This window comes from Vibrio sp. D54, from assembly GCF_021728075.1.
Lineage (GTDB): Bacteria > Pseudomonadota > Gammaproteobacteria > Enterobacterales > Vibrionaceae > Vibrio > Vibrio alginolyticus.
The window spans coordinates 19,528-38,102 of record NZ_JAKKCS010000016.1; the positions used below are offsets into that span (position 1 = coordinate 19,528).

At 45.2% G+C, this 18,575-nt stretch carries 16 protein-coding genes; 9 read left to right on the top strand and 7 right to left on the bottom strand.

All coding sequences use genetic code 11. The features are described 5' to 3' along the window. Positions 1–49: 49 nt before the first annotated feature. Both thiL and pgpA read left to right on the top strand, forming a co-directional pair. Positions 50–1,015 carry a thiamine-phosphate kinase gene (gene thiL, locus L3V37_RS18400; RefSeq protein WP_005381570.1) on the top strand — a complete coding sequence of 322 codons (966 nt, stop codon included), beginning with the start codon at positions 50–52 and terminating at the stop codon, positions 1,013–1,015. Between the two features lie 91 nt (positions 1,016–1,106). After that, on the top strand, positions 1,107–1,613 hold the full coding sequence (pgpA, locus tag L3V37_RS18405; RefSeq protein ID WP_031780838.1) for a phosphatidylglycerophosphatase A: 507 nt from the start codon (positions 1,107–1,109) through the stop codon (positions 1,611–1,613). 46 nt (positions 1,614–1,659) lie between these two features. On the opposite strand, the gene dxs is transcribed toward pgpA, so the two are convergent. From dxs to xseB, 3 genes are read right to left on the bottom strand one after another with little or no spacing between them, the layout of a single operon-like run. Beyond that, entirely contained in the window at positions 1,660–3,525 is a 1,866-nt protein-coding gene (dxs, locus tag L3V37_RS18410) for a 1-deoxy-D-xylulose-5-phosphate synthase (protein ID WP_206958413.1), read from the bottom strand. Between the two features lie 20 nt (positions 3,526–3,545). After that, a complete protein-coding gene (gene ispA, locus L3V37_RS18415; RefSeq protein WP_017635683.1) occupies positions 3,546–4,430 on the bottom strand; it encodes a (2E,6E)-farnesyl diphosphate synthase in 885 nt (294 codons plus the stop codon). Between the two features lie 21 nt (positions 4,431–4,451). Next, on the bottom strand, positions 4,452–4,694 hold the full coding sequence (gene xseB, locus L3V37_RS18420; RefSeq protein ID WP_017635682.1) for an exodeoxyribonuclease VII small subunit: 243 nt from the start codon (positions 4,692–4,694) through the stop codon (positions 4,452–4,454). A 263-nt stretch (positions 4,695–4,957) separates the two neighbouring features. Here xseB and pomA point away from each other — a divergent pair, with 263 nt between their 5' ends. From pomA to rlmM, 7 genes are all read left to right on the top strand, one after another. Beyond that, positions 4,958–5,719, top strand: a complete 762-nt coding sequence (pomA, locus tag L3V37_RS18425; RefSeq protein ID WP_005381564.1) for a flagellar motor protein PomA — start codon at positions 4,958–4,960, stop codon at positions 5,717–5,719. A gap of 14 nt (positions 5,720–5,733) precedes the next feature. Next, on the top strand, positions 5,734–6,681 hold the full coding sequence (locus L3V37_RS18430; protein WP_017820608.1) for a flagellar motor protein MotB: 948 nt from the start codon (positions 5,734–5,736) through the stop codon (positions 6,679–6,681). Between the two features lie 211 nt (positions 6,682–6,892). Beyond that, positions 6,893–8,341 carry a tRNA uracil 4-sulfurtransferase ThiI gene (gene thiI / locus L3V37_RS18435; RefSeq protein WP_005383617.1) on the top strand — a complete coding sequence of 483 codons (1,449 nt, stop codon included), beginning with the start codon at positions 6,893–6,895 and terminating at the stop codon, positions 8,339–8,341. Positions 8,342–8,851: 510 nt separating this feature from the next. Continuing rightward, positions 8,852–9,772 (top strand): transcriptional regulator GcvA, encoded by a 921-nt coding sequence (locus L3V37_RS18440; RefSeq protein ID WP_005383616.1) that lies wholly within the window; start codon positions 8,852–8,854, stop codon positions 9,770–9,772. Continuing rightward, positions 9,753–10,376 carry an alpha/beta fold hydrolase gene (locus L3V37_RS18445; RefSeq protein WP_017820609.1) on the top strand — a complete coding sequence of 208 codons (624 nt, stop codon included), beginning with the start codon at positions 9,753–9,755 and terminating at the stop codon, positions 10,374–10,376. The genes L3V37_RS18440 and L3V37_RS18445 overlap by 20 nt, the downstream gene beginning before the upstream one ends. Then, complete coding sequence (locus L3V37_RS18450; protein WP_047010151.1) at positions 10,366–10,764, top strand: DUF423 domain-containing protein; 399 nt, start codon at positions 10,366–10,368, stop codon at positions 10,762–10,764. Before L3V37_RS18445 ends, L3V37_RS18450 begins: the two co-directional genes overlap by 11 nt. Continuing rightward, on the top strand, positions 10,761–11,852 hold the full coding sequence (gene rlmM, locus L3V37_RS18455) for a 23S rRNA (cytidine(2498)-2'-O)-methyltransferase RlmM (RefSeq protein ID WP_017820611.1): 1,092 nt from the start codon (positions 10,761–10,763) through the stop codon (positions 11,850–11,852). Before L3V37_RS18450 ends, rlmM begins: the two co-directional genes overlap by 4 nt. A 109-nt stretch (positions 11,853–11,961) precedes the next feature. On the opposite strand, the gene xni is transcribed toward rlmM, so the two are convergent. The 4 genes from xni to L3V37_RS18475 form a co-directional block, all read right to left on the bottom strand. Beyond that, positions 11,962–12,744: a flap endonuclease Xni gene (gene xni / locus L3V37_RS18460; protein WP_005381982.1), complete on the bottom strand. Its 783-nt coding sequence runs from the start codon at positions 12,742–12,744 to the stop codon at positions 11,962–11,964. Between the two features lie 58 nt (positions 12,745–12,802). Continuing rightward, the gene (ppnN, locus tag L3V37_RS18465) at positions 12,803–14,179 is read right to left on the bottom strand and encodes a nucleotide 5'-monophosphate nucleosidase PpnN (RefSeq protein WP_005383611.1); all 1,377 of its coding nucleotides are present in this window, start codon (positions 14,177–14,179) and stop codon (positions 12,803–12,805) included. Between the two features lie 291 nt (positions 14,180–14,470). After that, positions 14,471–16,036, bottom strand: a complete 1,566-nt coding sequence (locus tag L3V37_RS18470; protein ID WP_130545263.1) for a diguanylate cyclase — start codon at positions 16,034–16,036, stop codon at positions 14,471–14,473. Positions 16,037–16,134: 98 nt separating this feature from the next. Next, entirely contained in the window at positions 16,135–18,417 is a 2,283-nt protein-coding gene (locus L3V37_RS18475; protein WP_017635678.1) for a hypothetical protein, read from the bottom strand. Between the last annotated feature and the right edge of the window lie 158 nt (positions 18,418–18,575).

Genomic DNA, 18,575 nt, shown 5'->3' on the forward strand with positions numbered 1-18,575 from the left:
GCTGACCTTTTTTGTATCAAAAGCTTTTACATCAAAAAGTAAGTGAATTATGTCTGGTGAATTTAATCTGATAGACAAGTACTTCGTCGGTCGTCAGAGCCAACGTAAAGATGTCCATCTAGCCGCTGGTGATGATTGCGCTTTGGTCAAAGCGCCAGCTAATGTTCAGATTGCGATTAGCACGGATACATTGGTAGCTGGAACGCATTTCTTAGCCGACGCGAACCCAGCATGGGTCGCACACAAAGCATTGGCTTCTAACATTAGTGATTTGGCGGCGATGGGTGCAACGCCTGCGTGGGTGAGCTTTGCATTAACGATGCCTGAGCCAGATGAAGAATGGCTTGCTCCTTTCTGTGATGCATTTTTCGAACTGGCTGATTACTATGGTATTCAGTTAATAGGCGGTGATACCACCAAAGGGCCATTGTGTCTGACACTCACGGTGCAAGGTTTTGTACCTGAAGACAAAGCGCTCACGCGATCCGGAGCCAAGCCTGGGGATTGGGTATACGTAACGGGAAACCTTGGCGATGCAAAAGCTGGCTTGGATGTGATTCTAGATGACTCTCTGCGCAGCAGAGCCGGCGCGGAAGCACTAGAGCGAGCTCATTACCTTAGTTCTCCGCGTGTGCTTGCTGGACAAGCTCTTGTTGGCTTAGCCTCGTCGGCGATAGATATTTCAGATGGTTTAATCTCTGATATTAAGCACATTTTACAGCGATCTCAGGTTGGGGTTAGTATTGATGTCTCTCAGCTACCGATCTCTTCAGAATTAGTCCAGTTTTTAGATGATAAGATCAGCGCGCAGCAGTATGCTTTAGCAAGTGGCGAAGAATACGAGTTGTGTTTTACCGTGCCGGAGCAAAATCGAGGCTCGTTACAAAGCGCTTTATCTCATACTGGCTGTAAGGTCACATGTATTGGTCAAATCCGACCAAATGGAACCTTCGAGCTGCATGATAACAATCAACCACTTGATTGGGACTTAAGTGGCTTCGACCACTTTAAATGATCTGAGCTAAGCTCTAGCCAAGAGCCTGTTACTATTGAGCAACTCACAGGCATGACGATTGAAACCAAACTAGCAGTATAGGTTTAAGGATATGACCAACCCTCTTTCTCTGATTTCATTAAAGAACCCGTGGCATCTATTGGCGACGGGTTTTGGCAGTGGATTATCCCCGTTTATCCCTGGAACAATGGGCACACTGGCGGCCGTGCCTTTCTTTTTGTTGTTGGCACAATTACCATTTACGGCGTATGTCATTGTTGTTCTGATTTCGTGTGTGATCGGCATTCAAATATGCCAAGTGACGTCTGCAGACATGAAGGTGCATGATCATGGTTCAATCGTATGGGATGAGTTTGCAGGCTTTTGGATTACGATGAGCATTGTACCTGCACTGAATATTCCACTCACTGAATGGAAGTGGTTGATCACTGGCTTCATCTTATTTCGTTTTTTCGATATGGTAAAACCTTGGCCAATTGGGTGGCTAGATAAGCGAGTTCACGGTGGGCTGGGTATTATGGTTGATGATATCGTGGCGGGAGTTATGGCCGGTGTTGCCCTGTTTCTAGTCGCAAAATATGCGGGCTGGATGAACTAAACACTGAACGTAAAAAAGGGATGCTATGAACATCCCTTTTTACATTCTATTTTGCTAAATAATCCAAGATGGATTTTTCAATTCCTTTTGCATCGAGACCAAGCTCTTCATGCAGTTCATCTTGTGTTCCCTGATGAATAAACTCATCTGGTAAACCTAGGTTCAACACAGGTTTAATGATTTTATCTTTCATCATGAACTCAACGACACCAGCGCCAGCACCACCCGCGATAACATTTTCTTCTAACGTCACGAGCACGTCATGATCTGCGGCTAGTTGACGAATCAATGCCTCATCGAGCGGCTTCACAAAGCGCATATCAGCAACAGTGGCGTTAAGGTATTCTGCCGCTTCTAGCGCGTTGCCCAAGAAAGTACCAAAGTTCAGAATAGCAACTTTTTCACCTTGGCGAACCATGCGCCCTTTACCGATTTCTAACGCCGTAAACTCAGTTTCGATTTCTACGCCCATGCCGCTACCACGAGGGTATCGAACCGCACTCGGGCCAGAATGCTTATGGCCAGTGTAAAGCATTTGTCGGCACTCGTTTTCGTCGCTTGGCGCCATGATCACCATGTTCGGAATACAGCGCATAAAGCTCAAATCGAACGCACCTTGGTGAGTTTGACCATCTGCGCCAACGAGACCTGCGCGGTCGATCGCAAACATCACTGGTAAGTCCATGATCGCGATGTCGTGGATCAATTGGTCATAACCACGTTGCAAGAAAGTCGAATAGATAGCAACGATTGGATGATCGCCCGCAATTGCCATGCCTGTTGCCAGTGTCACCGCGTGCTGCTCAGCAATCGCCACATCAAAGTATTGGTCTGGGTACTCTTTTGAGAAACGCACCATACCTGATCCTTCGCGCATTGCTGGCGTAATTGCCATTAGCTTAGGATCTTGGGCCGCCATGTCACATAAAAAGTCACCAAAGATCTTTGAGTAAGTTGGCTTACCGCCACTGCTTTTCGGTAGACAGTTATGCGTTGGATCGAATTTAGGAACACCATGGTAGCCGATAGGATCTTTCTCGGCAGGCTCATAACCTTTGCCTTTCTTGGTCATGATGTGTAAGAACTGAGGACCTTTGAGCTCACGCATGTTTTTTAGCGTTTTGACGAGTTCATTGACGTCGTGCCCATCAATCGGGCCAATGTAATTAAAGCCGAATTCTTCGAATAGAGTACCAGGCACTACCATGCCTTTTAGGTGCTCTTCCGTACGGCGAACCAACTCTTTAATAGGTGGAACACCAGACAGCACTTTCTTGCCGCCTTCACGGATAGAAGTGTATAAGCTACCAGAAAGTACCTTTGCAAGGTGGTTATTCAGGGCGCCGACGTTTTCTGAAATCGACATTTCGTTGTCGTTCAAAATCACCAACATATCAGGATGAACGTCGCCAGCGTGGTTCATGGCTTCGAATGCCATGCCTGCTGTAATTGCGCCATCGCCAATCACACTGACAATTTTACGGCCTTTGCCTTCTTTTTGTGCGCTGATGGCCAAGCCAAGACCTGCACTGATAGATGTCGAAGAGTGACCGACAGACAACGTGTCATATTCACTTTCTTCACGCCAGGGGAAAGGGTGTAGACCATCCTTTTGGCGAATTGTTGGCATTTTATCGCGACGTCCGGTGAGGATTTTGTGCGGGTAAGCCTGATGACCAACATCCCAAATCAATTTGTCGATAGGGGTGTTGTAAACATAATGCAGAGCGACAGTTAGCTCTACGGTGCCTAAGCCAGACGCTAAGTGTCCGCTAGATTGGCTCACTGAATTTAGCAGATACGTTCGCAGTTCATCACACAGATTTGGTAATGTTTCTTTCGGAAGAAGACGTAATTCTTCCGGTGTATTTGCTAACGCCAGTGTTGGGTACTTTGAAATATCAAGAGTCATATAAATGCGCGCTTATAGTGTTAATTTTTGCGCTCGATGACATATCGGGCGAACTCTTCGAGTAACTGAGTATTGTATGGGATAGCTTCCAATGCTTGAAGTGCTTCCTGTAACAGAGTGTGAGCTTTCTCTATGGCTCCCTCTAAACCCAGCAGGGAAGGATAAGTGCTCTTATTCAGACCTTGGTCGGAACCTTGAGGCTTACCCAGTGTTTCTGTGTCACTGATGATATCAAGAATATCGTCTTGAACCTGAAACGCCAAACCAATTGCTTTTGAGTAGCGCTCCAATTGAGGTAGAACCTCGATACCTTTCTCACCAGCAGCTAATGCACCTAATTTTACCGCACAATCAATCAGAGCTCCGGTTTTTTTACGGTGTATCTCTTCCATTTCTTCAAGAGAAACTTGGCGATTTTCCGCGCCTAAATCTAAGGCTTGCCCTACACACATGCCGCTGGCACCAGAGGAATGCGCTAAGGCTTTGATCATGCTGATGCGTTGAGCTTCAGCCGCCGGGCTTAATTGACCATCAGCAATAATAGTGAAGGCAAGAGTTTGTAGTGCGTCACCTGTCAGTATTGCGGTTGCTTCATCAAACTTAATATGACAAGTTGGTTGACCTCGACGCAGTTCATCATCGTCCATGGCTGGCAGATCATCATGAATGAGTGAGTAGGCATGTATACATTCGATAGCAGCGGCGGGGGTGTCTAAGTCTTCAGGTTTACAGCCGAGCATTTGACCTGTGATGTAAACAAGAAAAGGGCGAACGCGTTTTCCACCTAGCAAAAGGCCGTATTTCATTGCTTGAATCAATGGCTGCTCTTGATATGGAAGCTGATCGAGCCACAAATTCAATTGCTGATTGTTTCTTTGTTGAAAAGACGTCAATGTCTGTTGCATCACATTGCTCACTACTGATTGTTATTCTGAATCTGGTTTGAAGTCACTCAGTGGTGCTTCATCATCTTCATTAAGAAGAATGCTCACGCGCTGTTCGGCGTCGCTTAATTTAGTTTGGCCTGCACGAGCTAAGGCAATGCCTCGTTCAAACTTACGCAGGGCATCATCTAGAGCAAGATCGCCATTTTCTAATTGATCAACCAAGCTATCAAGCTCTTCAATGGTTGCTTCAAAGGTCATGTTTTCTGGTTTCTTGACCGCCATCTTTTTTCTGCCTTAATCAAGCCTCGGGTAAGATGCACGAAAGTTACCTTAGCCTAGTAACTTGGTCAAATTTAACCTTATATAATTGTCACAAAATTAGCGTTCAACGAGTCTAAGCGGTGAAACCCCATATTTTGGTTGAGGTTGTTAGGTGTAATTTGTGATCCATTAGCTAAGATTTTTCTAAAAATTCTGCGCGAGTTGTCGATACAGGTAATAATCCGCCCAATGGCAGTATTTGAGTATAGCGTGAGGAGTGCTTTGTGGATTTAGCAACCCTATTAGGTTTGATTGGTGGTTTTGCATTCGTCATTATGGCGATGGTGCTTGGTGGCAGCATCGGCATGTTTGTCGATGTCACGTCGATCCTTATTGTCGTTGGTGGCTCAATATTCGTCGTGTTGATGAAGTTCACAATGGGACAGTTTTTTGGTGCGACAAAGATTGCAGGCAAAGCTTTCATGTTTAAAGCGGATGAACCCGAAGACCTGATCGCAAAAATTGTGGAAATGGCCGATGCGGCGCGTAAAGGTGGTTTTCTTGCTCTTGAAGAGATGGAAATAAACAACACATTCATGCAGAAAGGCATTGATCTACTGGTTGATGGCCATGATGCCGACGTTGTGAGAGCGGCACTCAAAAAAGACATCGCGCTTACGGATGAACGACATACGCAAGGTACTGGTGTATTTCGCGCCTTTGGCGACGTTGCTCCTGCTATGGGAATGATTGGCACCTTGGTTGGTCTTGTTGCGATGCTTTCAAACATGGATGACCCTAAAGCGATTGGACCAGCAATGGCCGTTGCACTCTTGACCACATTGTATGGCGCGATCCTGTCCAATATGGTGTTTTTCCCTATTGCGGATAAGCTTTCTCTTCGCCGTGACCAAGAAACGCTAAATCGCCGTTTGATCATGGATGGCGTATTAGCGATTCAAGATGGCCAAAACCCGCGAGTGATCGATAGTTACTTGAAGAACTACCTCAATGAAGGTAAACGTGCCCTTGAGATTGACGAGTAACTTGGAGAGTCGTGATGGATGATGAAGATAACAAATGCGATTGTCCGCCACCTGGCCTCCCGTTATGGATGGGGACATTTGCAGATTTGATGTCGCTACTGATGTGTTTCTTTGTTCTTCTGCTCTCGTTTTCTGAGATGGATGTACTGAAGTTCAAACAAATTGCAGGATCAATGAAATTTGCCTTCGGTGTGCAAAATCAGCTTGAAGTGAAAGACATTCCCAAAGGTACTAGCATTATTGCCCAAGAGTTTCGACCGGGTCGGCCGGAACCAACTCCGATTGATGTCATCATGCAGCAAACCATGGACATCACTCAGCAGACGCTCGAATTTCATGAAGGGGAGTCTGAGCGAGCTGGTGGCACAAAACGTGATGAAGGCAAGTTAACGGGTGGGCAATCGCCAGAAACGTCAACTCAAAACAATGAGTCTGCCGAAGCGGACATGCAACAACAGCAATCTAAAGAGATGTCGCAAGAGATGGAAACCTTGATGGAAAGCATCAAGAAAGCCTTAGAGCGAGAGATTGAGCAAGGCGCCATTGAAGTTGAAAACCTCGGTCAGCAGATTGTTATACGTATGCGTGAAAAAGGTGCATTCCCTGAAGGATCGGCCTTCTTGCAGCCTAAGTTTCGTCCTTTAGTTCGTCAGATTGCAGAGCTAGTAAAAGACGTGCCAGGCATTGTTCGAGTATCTGGCCATACAGACAATCGACCGCTAGACTCGGAACTTTATCGTTCTAACTGGGATCTCTCTTCTCAGCGCGCAGTATCAGTCGCGCAAGAGATGGAGAAAGTGAGAGGCTTCTCTCATCAACGTTTAAGAGTACGAGGCATGGCGGATACGGAACCCTTGTTACCGAATGATTCTGATGAAAATCGCGCGCTTAACCGACGGGTTGAAATCAGCATTATGCAAGGCGAGCCTCTCTACAGTGAAGAAGTGCCGGTAATTCAATAACTAGGCTTTAGTTTTAAGTCAGTAAAGAGATAAGAAAGCGAGCAGATTGCTCGCTTTTTTTGTTTTTCCAATCCGCTTGGGTGTATAATCTTGCGCCTTAAAAGTGAGCTCAGACTACTTTTTGTGACTGAAACGCGGTTTTACTGCGTATGAAGTATTGAAGTTGAGTGTCACTCTTTGTTGATTGCGAAACTAACCTGCGAATTAGACTATGAAATTTATTGTAAAGCCCCATCCAGAAATTTTTGTAAAAAGTGAATCTGTGCGTAAGCGCTTCACAAAGATTTTAGAGTGCAACATTCGTAACATCATTAAGAGCCGCACGGAGTCTGTCGCGGTATTTAACCGTCGTGATCACATTGAAGTGACCTCTGAGAGTAACGAATTCCACGCTGAAGTTCTTGAGGTTTTGACTCATACACCAGGCATTCACCACGTACTGGAAGTGAAGCAAACTGAATTTAAAGACTTGCACGATATCTTCGAGCAAGTGCTAGAACTCAACCGTGCTGCACTCGAAAATAAAACCTTTGTTGTACGTGCGAAGCGTCGTGGCAAGCATGACTTTACCTCCATTGAACTAGAGCGTTATGTAGGCGGTGGTTTAAATCAAGCGATTGAAAGCGCTAGTGTTAAGCTACGAAACCCAGACGTGACGATCAAGGTAGAAGTCTCGAACGACAAGCTAAACCAAGTATTGTCTCGTCATAAAGGCCTAGGTGGTTTCCCTCTGGGTACGCAAGAAGACGTGTTAAGCCTGATCTCGGGTGGTTTCGATTCTGGTGTTTCAAGCTATCTTCATATCAAGCGTGGTTCAAAAGTACATTACTGCTTCTTTAACTTAGGTGGTCCAGCACACGAAATCGGCGTTAAGCAGGTTTCTCACTACCTATGGAACAAATACGGTTCTTCAGCAAAAGTACGTTTTATCTCAGTTGATTTCGAGCCTGTGGTTGCGGAAATCCTAGAGAAAGTCGATGACGGCCAAATGGGCGTGATCTTGAAGCGTATGTTTATGCGTGCAGCAGGCATGATCGCTCAGAAGATGAAGATCGAAGCATTGGTAACAGGTGAAGCACTAGGTCAAGTATCGAGCCAAACGCTAACCAATCTACGCCACATCGATAACGTAACTGACACGCTGATTCTGCGTCCACTTATCAACTGGGATAAAGAAGACATCATCAATCTAGCACGTGAAATCGGCACAGAAGATTTCGCCAAGACAATGCCAGAATACTGTGGTGTTATCTCTAAGAAGCCAACCGTGAAAGCGGTGAAAGGCAAGCTAGAAGCTGAAGAAGAGAAATTCGACTTTAGTATCCTTGAGCAAGTGGTTCAAGAAGCTCGCATGATGGACATTCGTGATATCGCGAAAGAGTCTGAGCAAGCCGCACCAGAAGTAGAGCAAGTTCAAGCGGTAGAAGAGCACGCGGTTGTGCTAGATATTCGTAGTCCTGAAGAGGAAGACGATAACCCACTTGAAATCGAAGGTGTGGATGTGAAACATATCCCTTTCTACAAGCTGGGTACACAGTTTGGTGACTTAGACCAGTCTAAGACATACTTACTTTACTGTGACCGCGGTGTGATGAGCCGTCTGCAAGCGCTTTACTTGCAAGAGCAAGGCTTCAGCAACGTAAAAGTTTACCGTCCATAGCTGACTGTTAAAATACGTTAAAAGGCGCAAATTGAGACATCAATTTGCGCCTTTTTTGTTTTTGATCGCGTTACAGACAACCATTACTTAGCATAATGTTGAGGCTCATCGCAAAGCCATACACTTTGTGTTGATATAACGATAATTAATCCGAAAGAAGAGTAATAAAGTGATATTGCTGCCAGATATGCGGATGAGATTTTTGATAGATAAAAAAACACCGCCTAATTTAGGCGGTGTAACAAATTTGACAGACAGGTCAAAAATAAATACAGGAAGTATATGTTTTGTCACAGGGAGTGTGGACAAAACATTATGGTAGAAATCTACCTAACTCGAAATACGAGTTTGCAAACACAACATCGCAACAACGAAGCCAATTGATTTCCAAAGAAATCAAGCCGTTCAGGCCCGTGTTGCGGGGTGAAATATAGAATTTATCTGGCTGTTCGACAACGGACATTTTATAATGTTTCAGATTAAAAAAACTAATCCTATTAGAGGTCCCATATGTCTCGCAGATTGCCTCCATTAAATTCGCTTCGAGTCTTCGAAGCGGCTGCTCGTCATCTCAGTTTTACACGAGCAGCAGAAGAGTTATTTGTTACTCAAGCCGCGGTCAGTCACCAGATTAAAGCGCTTGAAGAGTTCTTATCATTGAAGCTCTTCCGTCGACGTAATCGTTCTTTGTTGTTAACAGAAGAAGGCCAAAGTTACTTTCTCGATATCAAAGATATTTTCACCTCGATTGCGGAAGCGACAGATAAGGTGTTGGAACGTAGCGAAAAAGGGGCATTGACGATTAGCCTACCGCCGAGTTTTGCTATCCAATGGCTTGTACCTCGTTTGGCCGATTTTAATGCTCAAGAGCCCGATATCGATGTCCGTATTAAAGCCGTAGATATGGATGAAGGCTCACTGACTGATGATGTTGATGTGGCGATCTACTATGGCCGTGGGAACTGGCCAGGTTTGCGAGCAGATAAATTGTACCAAGAGTTTTTGATCCCACTTTGTTCACCTTCATTACTTTTGGGTAACAAACCATTAGAATCTTTAAGTGACCTCAAATTACATACTTTGTTACACGATACTTCGCGTAAAGACTGGAAGCAGTTTGCTCGTCATTACAACATTGAAGGCATCAACGTAAACCACGGTCCTATTTTTAGTCACTCAACGATGGTGCTACAGGCTGCTGCGCACGGTCAGGGGGTCGCGCTCGGTAACAACGTACTCGCCAAACCTGAAATGGAAGCCGGGCGACTCATTGCACCATTCGACGAGGTGTTGATATCTAAGAATGCATTCTATGTGGTGTGTCATGAACAGCAGGCAGATATGGGCCGAATCGCAACGTTTAGAGATTGGATGTTAGCAACCGCGAGAAAAGAACAAGAGGAAGTATTGGATGAATCACTGGATAGCTGAGGGACCTGAAAACGGACCGCTGTTTATTTTCGCTCACGGCGCAGGTGCGGGGATGGAGCATGACTTCATGACAGCGGTCGCCAAAGGATTAGTGGAGCAAGGTATTCGTGTAGTGCGTTTTAATTTCCCTTACATGGTGAAACGTTCGGAAGATGGCAAAAAGCGTCCGCCCGATCGCGCGCCAAAGTTGCTCGAAGCATACAGCGAAGTGATCGCTCACTTTACTTCTTCTCCCGTGGTTATTGGTGGTAAGTCAATGGGCGGTCGTATGTCGAGCTTGTTGGCTGAAAATGAGCTGGTGGCGGGCATTGCCTGTTTAGGGTTTCCATTTCACCCGCCAGGAAAGCCAGAGAAATACAAAGGCGAGCACTTAGCAACCATTGAGAAACCTACGCTGATTCTTCAAGGGGAACGAGACACCTTTGGTAAGCGTGAGGAATTCGATGATTTCGTCCTTTCGTCACAAGTAACGGTGAGCTTTTTACCTGATGGTGACCACAGCTTCAAACCGCGCAAGATCTCAGGTCATACTGAAGTAGGTAACATTACACTCGCGATAGAGCAGTTAGCGGCGTTTATAAAAGAGGTGTACAGTGAAAAGTAAGTGGTTACTCTCATTCTCTGGATTGTCTGGGCTGCTTTCGGTCGCTCTTGGAGCATTTGCTGCTCATGGGCTAAAAGCGACACTGGCCCCTTATTTGCTCGGTGTATTTGAGACCGGAGTTCTGTATCAATTTATTCACACGTTGGCGATTGTGTTTTGTGCCATTCTGCTTCTGCTCAATTTGGGACAAAAAGCACAAAAATATTTTTTCATTGCGGCGATTTGCTTTATTATCGGCATCTTTTGTTTTAGCGGCAGTCTTTACGCGCTGGCGCTGACGGGCATTAAGTGGTTTGGGCCAATTACTCCTGTGGGAGGATTACTGTTCATGATTGGTTGGTGTCTGTTCTTTTTTGCTGCGTTCAATATCAAAGAGGTCTCCAAGTGAAACAACTAATGCTCTATTGCCGTTCTGGCTTTGAGAAAGAGTGTGCTGGTGAAATTCAGGACAAAGCGACACAGTTGGAAGTGTATGGCTTCCCTCGTGTGAAGAGAAACTCAGGTTATGTTGTCTTCGAGTGTTACCAAGATGGAGATGCCGACAAACTTGCGAGAGGTTTAGACTTTAAGTCTTTAATTTTTGCTCGACAAATGTTTGCGGTAGCAGCTGAGTTTCAATCGTTGCCAAGTGATGACCGCATTAGTCCAATTTTGAATGAACTAGCAGACATTGAAGCATTCCCTCGTTGTGGTGATTTGAGAATTGAAACGCCAGATACAAATGAAGCGAAAGAGCTACTGAAATTCTGCCGTAAGTTTACCGTCCCAATGCGTCAAGCGTTGCGCGGCAAAGGCTTAATGCTGAACAAAGATAACGCGAAAAAACCAGTACTGCACATTTGCTTTGTTGAGCCTGGCCACTGTTACGTTGGTTACTCTTACACTGACAACAACTCACAGTTCTTCATGGGTATCCCTCGCCTTAAATTCCCAGCAGACGCCCCAAGTCGTTCAACACTTAAACTGGAAGAAGCATTTCATGTCTTTATTCCACGTGAAGAGTGGGATGAGCGTTTGGCACCAGGTATGTGGGGTGTGGATTTAGGTGCATGTCCAGGCGGTTGGACGTACCAATTAGTGAAGCGCTCAATGTTCGTTCACTGCGTTGATAACGGCATGATGGCAGACAGTTTGATGGAAACTGGCCAGATCAAGCACCATATGGTGGATGGCTTTAAGTTCGAACCAGACCGCAAGAACGTAACATGGATTGTTTGTGACATGGTGGAAAAGCCAGCTCGTGTTGCTCACCTGATGGGACAGTGGCTGTTAAAAGGTTGGGCAAAAGAGGCCATCTTTAACCTTAAGCTGCCAATGAAAGGGCGTTATGACGAAGTGCTGCAAGACCTTGAAAATCTGAAGCAGTTCCTCATTGATAATAAGGTAAAGTTCAAGCTACAAGCTAAACATTTGTATCATGATCGTGAAGAAATCACGATTCATATCCAATGTCTGTCGAATATTTCACCTTACTAACTTTATTCCCTGAGTCTTTTGGGGATAGTGATTAGAATAGAAAAAGCGCCTTCAAATGGCGCTTTTTTAATATCTGCCGGATTTCATTGTGTGAAACTACCATCGGGCACTACTCCGCTTTGTTTGGCCCTAAAAAGCGAATATCTTGCAAGTTAAAGCCTAGTTCTATATCGCACTTTAAAGCGGCGACGCGTTTACATAAACGAGCAGACTCAATGTGCTCATCCAATTTTTTACGGTATTTCGGTACGAGATCTTCACTAGCGTAGGCAGCTTCAATACTCTCAAACTGAGTGAGAATCTCTTTCGCTGCTTTCGGGCCAATTCCAGGTACGCCCGGAACCTGGCTAGAGCTTATCCCTGTCAATCCCCAGTAATCCGCTAGTTGACTTGGTTTTACGCCGAACTCTTTTTCGATAAATGGTTCATCTAACCAACGATGTTGGAAATAATCACGGATTTGTAGGGTAGGGGAAAGTAGCTGGCAGTAACCTTTGTCAGTCGAAACGATGGTGACTTTTTCACCATGGCTGGCCACTTTCGTTGCGAGTGTAGCAACCAAATCATCTGCTTCATCGCCTTCAGACAGCAATGAATCAATACCTTGCTCCCACCACGCTTGTTGAATCGCATCTAACCCTTGCAGTAGTGGCAGAGGCATTGGTTTTCGGTTTTGCTTATAGTCAGGGAGAATTTCAGCGCGCCAACCTCTGTCTTGTTCGTGGTGATCAAAAACTGCGATGATGTGTGTCGGGTTGGCCTCTGACAGAATGCGAGTGAGGGTTCTTTGCGTTGTGGTTATGGTTCTTGCTATGTCGGTTGGATCTGGTTGTGCTGAGTGCACTCGGCGGATCAGGTTTAGGGCATCAATGATAACAAGATGAATAGACATAATGACTTAGCAATAAAAAAGGGGCGTAATGCCCCTAGTGTAACGAATGCTAGCCTGACTATCGACCACCAATTTCCGGGTGAGCGATTCGATAACACGGTTCGTAGTCTGAACCGCCAGGTAATTTCATTCGGTGCTGTTCGACAAAGTCTTTTAGCAACTTATCGAGTTTTTTCATGAGGACTGCGTCGCCATGAATGGTGAAAGGCCCTCTACGTTCTATTTCTCGAATGCCTTCAGCCTTTACGTTACCTGCCACTATGCCAGAGAAGGCTTGACGCAAGTTGGCCGCTAAAACTTGCGGTTCTTGATCTAGGCTTAAATCCAATTGTTCCATCGACTCATGAGTAGGCTCGAATGGCAGTTGGAAGTTTGGCTCAATTTTCAATGACCAGTTAAAGCTGTACGCATCGCCTTTCTCTTTTCGGTGAAGGCGTACCGAGTCCATGGAGCGTTTCATAATACGAGCGACTTCTGCCGGGTCGTCAATGATGATCTCGTAGTGCTTTTGCCCTTCCTCACCAAGTGTGTCGCGAATGAACTCATCAATAGAGCGGAAGTACTCTTCACTCTCTTTTGGTCCTGTTAATACGATAGGCATTGGTTGATCGGCGTTATCCGGGTGCATCATGATGCCAAGAATGTACAGTAGCTCTTCCGCTGTGCCCGGGCCTCCTGGGAAAATAACGATACCATGAGCCATACGGACGAAAGCTTCCAAGCGCTTTTCGATGTCGGGCATGATGACCAGTTCATTTACTATTGGGTTTGGTGGCTCGGCAGCAATAATCGAGGGTTCGGTTAAACCAAGATAACGTTGCTGAGTATAACGTTGCTTTGCGTGCCCAATTGCTGCACCTTTCATCGGCCCTTCCATTGCACCAGGGCCGCAACCTGTGCAGATGTTAAGTTCACGCAGGCCCAGTTCGTTACCCACTTCACGTGTGTACTGATACTCCACTCCATTGATAGAGTGACCACCCCAACATACGACAAGATTAGGTGCGATACCTGGAGTTAATGCTCTGGCATTACGAAGAATGCCGAACACGAGGTTCGTAATGTGAATTGGGTTAGTAAGGTTGAGCCGTTGGGCGTCTGCCAAATGCATGTTTACGTAAACGATATCACGCAATACGGAGAACAGATGCTCTTGGATACCTTTAATTATTTCGCCGTCAACAAAAGCGTGCTCTGGCGGATTAGTCAGCTCAAGCTTAATACCACGCTCACGACGCACGACGTTGACATCAAACGATTGGTATTTATCGAGCAGTTCTTTCGAGTTATCGGTATGGCTACCGGAGTTCAACACCGCTAATGTGCAATTACGGTATAGCTGATAAAGTTCACTCGAGGCTGTGTTCTTTAAGCGCTCTACTTCTAGTTGAGATAGCAAGTCCATGCTACCAGCGGGGCTTATATGGGTAATCATAACGCCTCCTTGTGTTGCATTAATTTGAGGGAAAGTACCAACTTACCTTTTTGGTGTTATACGTATGGTTTGATGAAAGGTAGTTGGCCGATTTGGTTTTATGGTTATCAACTCCCAAGCAACCTCAAGATGATACATTTGCCTTTTATAAATACATCATCTTGAAGTGACTTGGGTTTTTACAGCTTAGCAGACTAAAAGGGAAGAAATGTGATAACTCGTTGAAAATGGGTGGTTATAAAGCGCAGATTGCACCAAATTTGGTTTGTTTGCTCGCTTTTTGTACGAATCTTAGCTCCAGTTAAGCTGGTTTGTTCCACGTTTTTTAGCGTCCGCAAGCATCTTGCCAAGACGATCGAGCACATACTCTGGCGTATCGGACTCTTTGAAAGACGTCGATACAGCAGCTAAGGTAATCATGATATTTTGCTCACGGAACTTAAAGGGTAATTGGCTAATATCACGCTGGATATGCTTAATCAGATCCAGTGTGTATTCTTCAGATTGTTCCGGGACGAGTAGAATGAACTCCTCGCCACCAAAGCGAGCCACTGTTTCTGTTTCTGATACGCGTTTGTTAATAGTACGAGCGATGATCTTCAGCGCTTTATCGCCAGCCGTATAACCATAGCTATCATTCACCGCTTTGAAATTGTCTACATCAAACAGCACAACACGAAGGTTTTGCTGAGAGCGAATCCAACGGCGATACTCTAGCTCTAGTCGATCGTTAAATGCAGTGCGGTTATAAACTTTAGTCAGCGGGTCAAGCAACATGCGCTGAGCTTGGTCATCTAAGCGTCGACGATAATCTTGCGTAGTTTCAAATACCGCTTCGAGTTGGTTCTTACTGTAACTTAACCGTTCTTGCAGCGCTTGCTCTCGCTCTTCCGTCATTTTCAATCGCTCTGTCAGCGACGCCATTTTTTCGAGAAGAGGTGTGATTTCTTTTTTCACAACCGCGATATCTTGAGCTTGATTAAGTGACTTTTGGCTCAATTCAACCAAGCTGTTCATTTCTGTGTTGAGCTCTTGGCGGTGTTTAAAGTAGGTATGATGCTGGTCGACGTTCTGATGAACGGTTTTTAGGTTACTTGCGAGAGAAGTGTTCAGCTGTTCAAGGAATTGGCTAGACGCCTCGCGCTCGAACTTTGTTGCTTCGACAACCAATTTCAGCGTTGAGAGCGTAAGCTCAATGAGAGACTCGGCACTCACGCCAAGGAGCAACTTAGCGCGAATATCCAGCAATCTATCGCCTGATTCTCCCTCGAAATCCAGCTCTGTAATAGTATGTTGAAGGTCGCTGGCCAAGCATTCAAGTTGAGATCTGTCAGGATTGTTTTCAAATTCACTAAGATGTAGACGTGAATTAGACGTAATGATTTTCAGAGCGCGTTCGTAAATACTCAGTAGCTTAGTGGCTTGATCAGATTTATTGCTGGCGTGAACTTCAGAGAAACTCATCAGGTTCCGTAGTTCACGTTTTAACTGCGCAGGTAAGCCCGTGACACGTTGCAGTGTTTCACCACTGTGCTTGATTTGTTCGTCAAGGTAACCGTTTTGTTTATCCATCGTCTTCGACTGCTGTTTGAGCATCCTCTCTAATACCGCTAAACGCGGGATAAGAGTGCTGATATCTTTTTGATGTTGCAGCTCTTGTTGGATTTCAAATAGGTAGTTGGATACCTGAGTGTTCGAACCCTGGCAAGCTGAAGACAATGATGCCACAACGCGTTTAAGAACTTGTTGTTCACGTTTGAATTTGAGTGAAGTATCACGATGAGTCAGTCTGAGTTGGTCAAGTTGACAACTCAGCTGATGCAGCTGCGACTGAATATCGGATTCCAAGATTCCCATGAAGTGACTACGGTTAAGTCCATGTACTACTGATAATTATCTGATAATAACAAAAAACTTTATAGCGTCATTAGTTATTACGTTCAACAGGCGTTTAATTATCCATTTTTTAATATTTTCTTGATGTCGTCCTCATTCTTGTAGGACGAATGGATCTTGATCAGGCCTTGGCTAATGGCATGTTGACAGGCAGTTCTTATGTTACCTGTTGCAAAGCTAGCAGCAGGCGCATTATCGATGGCTTTTAAGAACACCCAGTGGCTTTGCTTATCCTTCAAGCTGACTTCTCGTGCGATGTGAGTCGCAAGCAACAACAGATCGAGTAATTCCTCATCGTTAATTGCAGTGTAGGCTCGGGGTAAGAACGGATAATCGCTGATGCCCATACGAATAATACGATTGACGTTGTGCTGCTGTGCGAACTCATCCACCCAAGTCTGGAATTTTTCGAACATGACTTCGGCAGAAGCATCACGGTCAGCGTTCGGTTCTATGTAGAGTAAGTTCGCATCTGAGAAATGGTAAAGACGCGACGGTTTTTCTATTTTTTCCGCAAGGAAGTCGCCAAATGCACGTTCTAGTTCTAGACCTGCCTTATAGCCGTTATGGACGTACATGCTTCGTAAGAATGGCAAATCGATCATAACAAAGCGTAGGCGATCATTAAGTGGTTCGTGGATCAATTCACCCATTTGCCATTGCTCGAAAGTTTCGCTCGACTTTTTCAATGAGCGAGACAGCTTAACGTTCAGCATACGCAAGTTACGTAAACGAGAGCGAGAGTGGGTGAAGAGGTCGTTACGCAGTTTTTCGATTTCACTTGCTTGGCGCTGCATAATGACACCACGGCGCATAATGAACAAAAACATGACCAATACAGTAATAAACAATGCAAATGAGATTTTCTGGAATTTACGATGCTCTCTTTCCACTTGCTCCAAGCGTTCTGATTGACCGATGTAATGGATGGTTTGTTCGGCAAATTCTTTTTGCTGACGGAACGCATCTTCACTGATTTGGTTAAGCTGCTTTTGTTCTAGACGAACGAGGTTGGTGTATTTTTTATAAGCTTGCAGAGAAAGTTTGTATTCGCCTGCCTGCTCGTAACCCAACCCAAGTAAACGGTATGACTGCTGCTTAATGAAGTTGTTATTTTCAGGTGACTTTTCAGCAAGCGCTAACGCCAGCTTTGCATTAGTAATGACGTCTTTACTGTCATTTTGATGATAAGCCAGACCTGACTGAAGCAGGGCAGCCTTTGCTTCAAGCTTAGGAATATTGGTGTATTCTAAAAGCTCTTTAGAGCGGTCTAAGTACTGCTCTGCTAGCGCGTAGTTATAGAGTTGTAGGTAGGTAGCCGCCAAGCTTAAGCGAATTTTAATGATTCTATTGATGTTCTTACTGGTACTTTCATGGTCAAGCACGTTGAAGTAATGCACTAACGCAAGGTTAAACTTACCCTGATAAAAGTAGATGTCGCCCATTTGCTCTAGGACGTCCGCTAGGATCGGAGAGCTAGGGTAAGAGTCATAAAAATCTGCGGCTTGAGATAAGTATTCGATCGCTTTGTCGTACACTCGTCGCTCCTGGAAGAGCCTAGCCAAAAGGCGATTCACTTTTGCTAATCTTGCACCACTGTTACTTTCAATAGATTGCCAATAACCGTATAGCAGTTCTGACAAAGCCAAATTGTATTTCTTGCTATTGAGGTAAAACTCGCCGACGGCAGTGTAGTAGTCGATCAAGGCTAACTCAGAGCGGCTATCGTCAAGCATGGTCTTTGCTTCAGAGTACAAGTTTTCCGCTTTAATGATATCGCCACTATGTGAAGCGAGGAGTGCTCTTTGCATCACTAGTCGGTAGCGAACGCTGTCGGTGCGTTGTAATACGGCATCGGCTTCATCGAGCTGTTGTTCAATTTGGTTAAGCGTGTCTTCCGCTTTTGAGTAGTTTTCGTCGTACATCCAAATCATTTGGTTGCGCATCAGCTGGAGATCTAAGTCCATGTACGGCAATTGATATTCTTGCGCTAAGCGTTCCGCTTTATTTAGGTGCTCGATAGCCGAACGAACATTACCCATGGCGTAATCTGCCTGAGCGATAATCTTGTGCGCTTCGATGGTGCTGCTTGGTGTGCGAACGCTACGATCTGTTTCGTCGCGAGACATGGCTGAAGGGCTGTCACTTTCTTTGCGTTCTGTTAGTTCACGCTGTGACAAATAGTTGGTTGCCGCTTGTTTTGCTTGTGATGGCTCTATTTCCGCCAATTGTTGTGCTTCGTTGAGTAACGCGGACGATAAAATGGTTGCATGAAGTGGCTGTACAAACAGCAAGCAAAGAAAGCCAATCAATTTGAATAGACGCGAACTGTCCCAAAACATCCTTTCGTTCCCTCGAACTGTTTTTAGATATGGCGATAACGGTGAAAAGCCTCAATTAGCCGTTTAAATACGGGTTGAAGCCATTTGATATAGTAACATGCTTGGACAATAAAAACGTCCGGCAACCCTTTAGATTGCCGAACTTATTTCTGTTGCCT

Coding starts and splice junctions, on each gene's coding strand:
- thiL (WP_005381570.1), top strand. CDS start 50: ATGTCTGGTGAATTTAATCTGATAGACAAGTACTTCGTCGGTCGTCAG.
- pgpA (WP_031780838.1), top strand. CDS start 1,107: ATGACCAACCCTCTTTCTCTGATTTCATTAAAGAACCCGTGGCATCTA.
- dxs (WP_206958413.1), bottom strand. CDS start 3,525: ATGACTCTTGATATTTCAAAGTACCCAACACTGGCGTTAGCAAATACA.
- ispA (WP_017635683.1), bottom strand. CDS start 4,430: ATGCAACAGACATTGACGTCTTTTCAACAAAGAAACAATCAGCAATTG.
- xseB (WP_017635682.1), bottom strand. CDS start 4,694: ATGGCGGTCAAGAAACCAGAAAACATGACCTTTGAAGCAACCATTGAA.
- L3V37_RS18430 (WP_017820608.1), top strand. CDS start 5,734: ATGGATGATGAAGATAACAAATGCGATTGTCCGCCACCTGGCCTCCCG.
- thiI (WP_005383617.1), top strand. CDS start 6,893: ATGAAATTTATTGTAAAGCCCCATCCAGAAATTTTTGTAAAAAGTGAA.
- L3V37_RS18440 (WP_005383616.1), top strand. CDS start 8,852: ATGTCTCGCAGATTGCCTCCATTAAATTCGCTTCGAGTCTTCGAAGCG.
- L3V37_RS18445 (WP_017820609.1), top strand. CDS start 9,753: ATGAATCACTGGATAGCTGAGGGACCTGAAAACGGACCGCTGTTTATT.
- xni (WP_005381982.1), bottom strand. CDS start 12,744: ATGTCTATTCATCTTGTTATCATTGATGCCCTAAACCTGATCCGCCGA.
- ppnN (WP_005383611.1), bottom strand. CDS start 14,179: ATGATTACCCATATAAGCCCCGCTGGTAGCATGGACTTGCTATCTCAA.
- L3V37_RS18470 (WP_130545263.1), bottom strand. CDS start 16,036: ATGGGAATCTTGGAATCCGATATTCAGTCGCAGCTGCATCAGCTGAGT.
- L3V37_RS18475 (WP_017635678.1), bottom strand. CDS start 18,417: ATGTTTTGGGACAGTTCGCGTCTATTCAAATTGATTGGCTTTCTTTGC.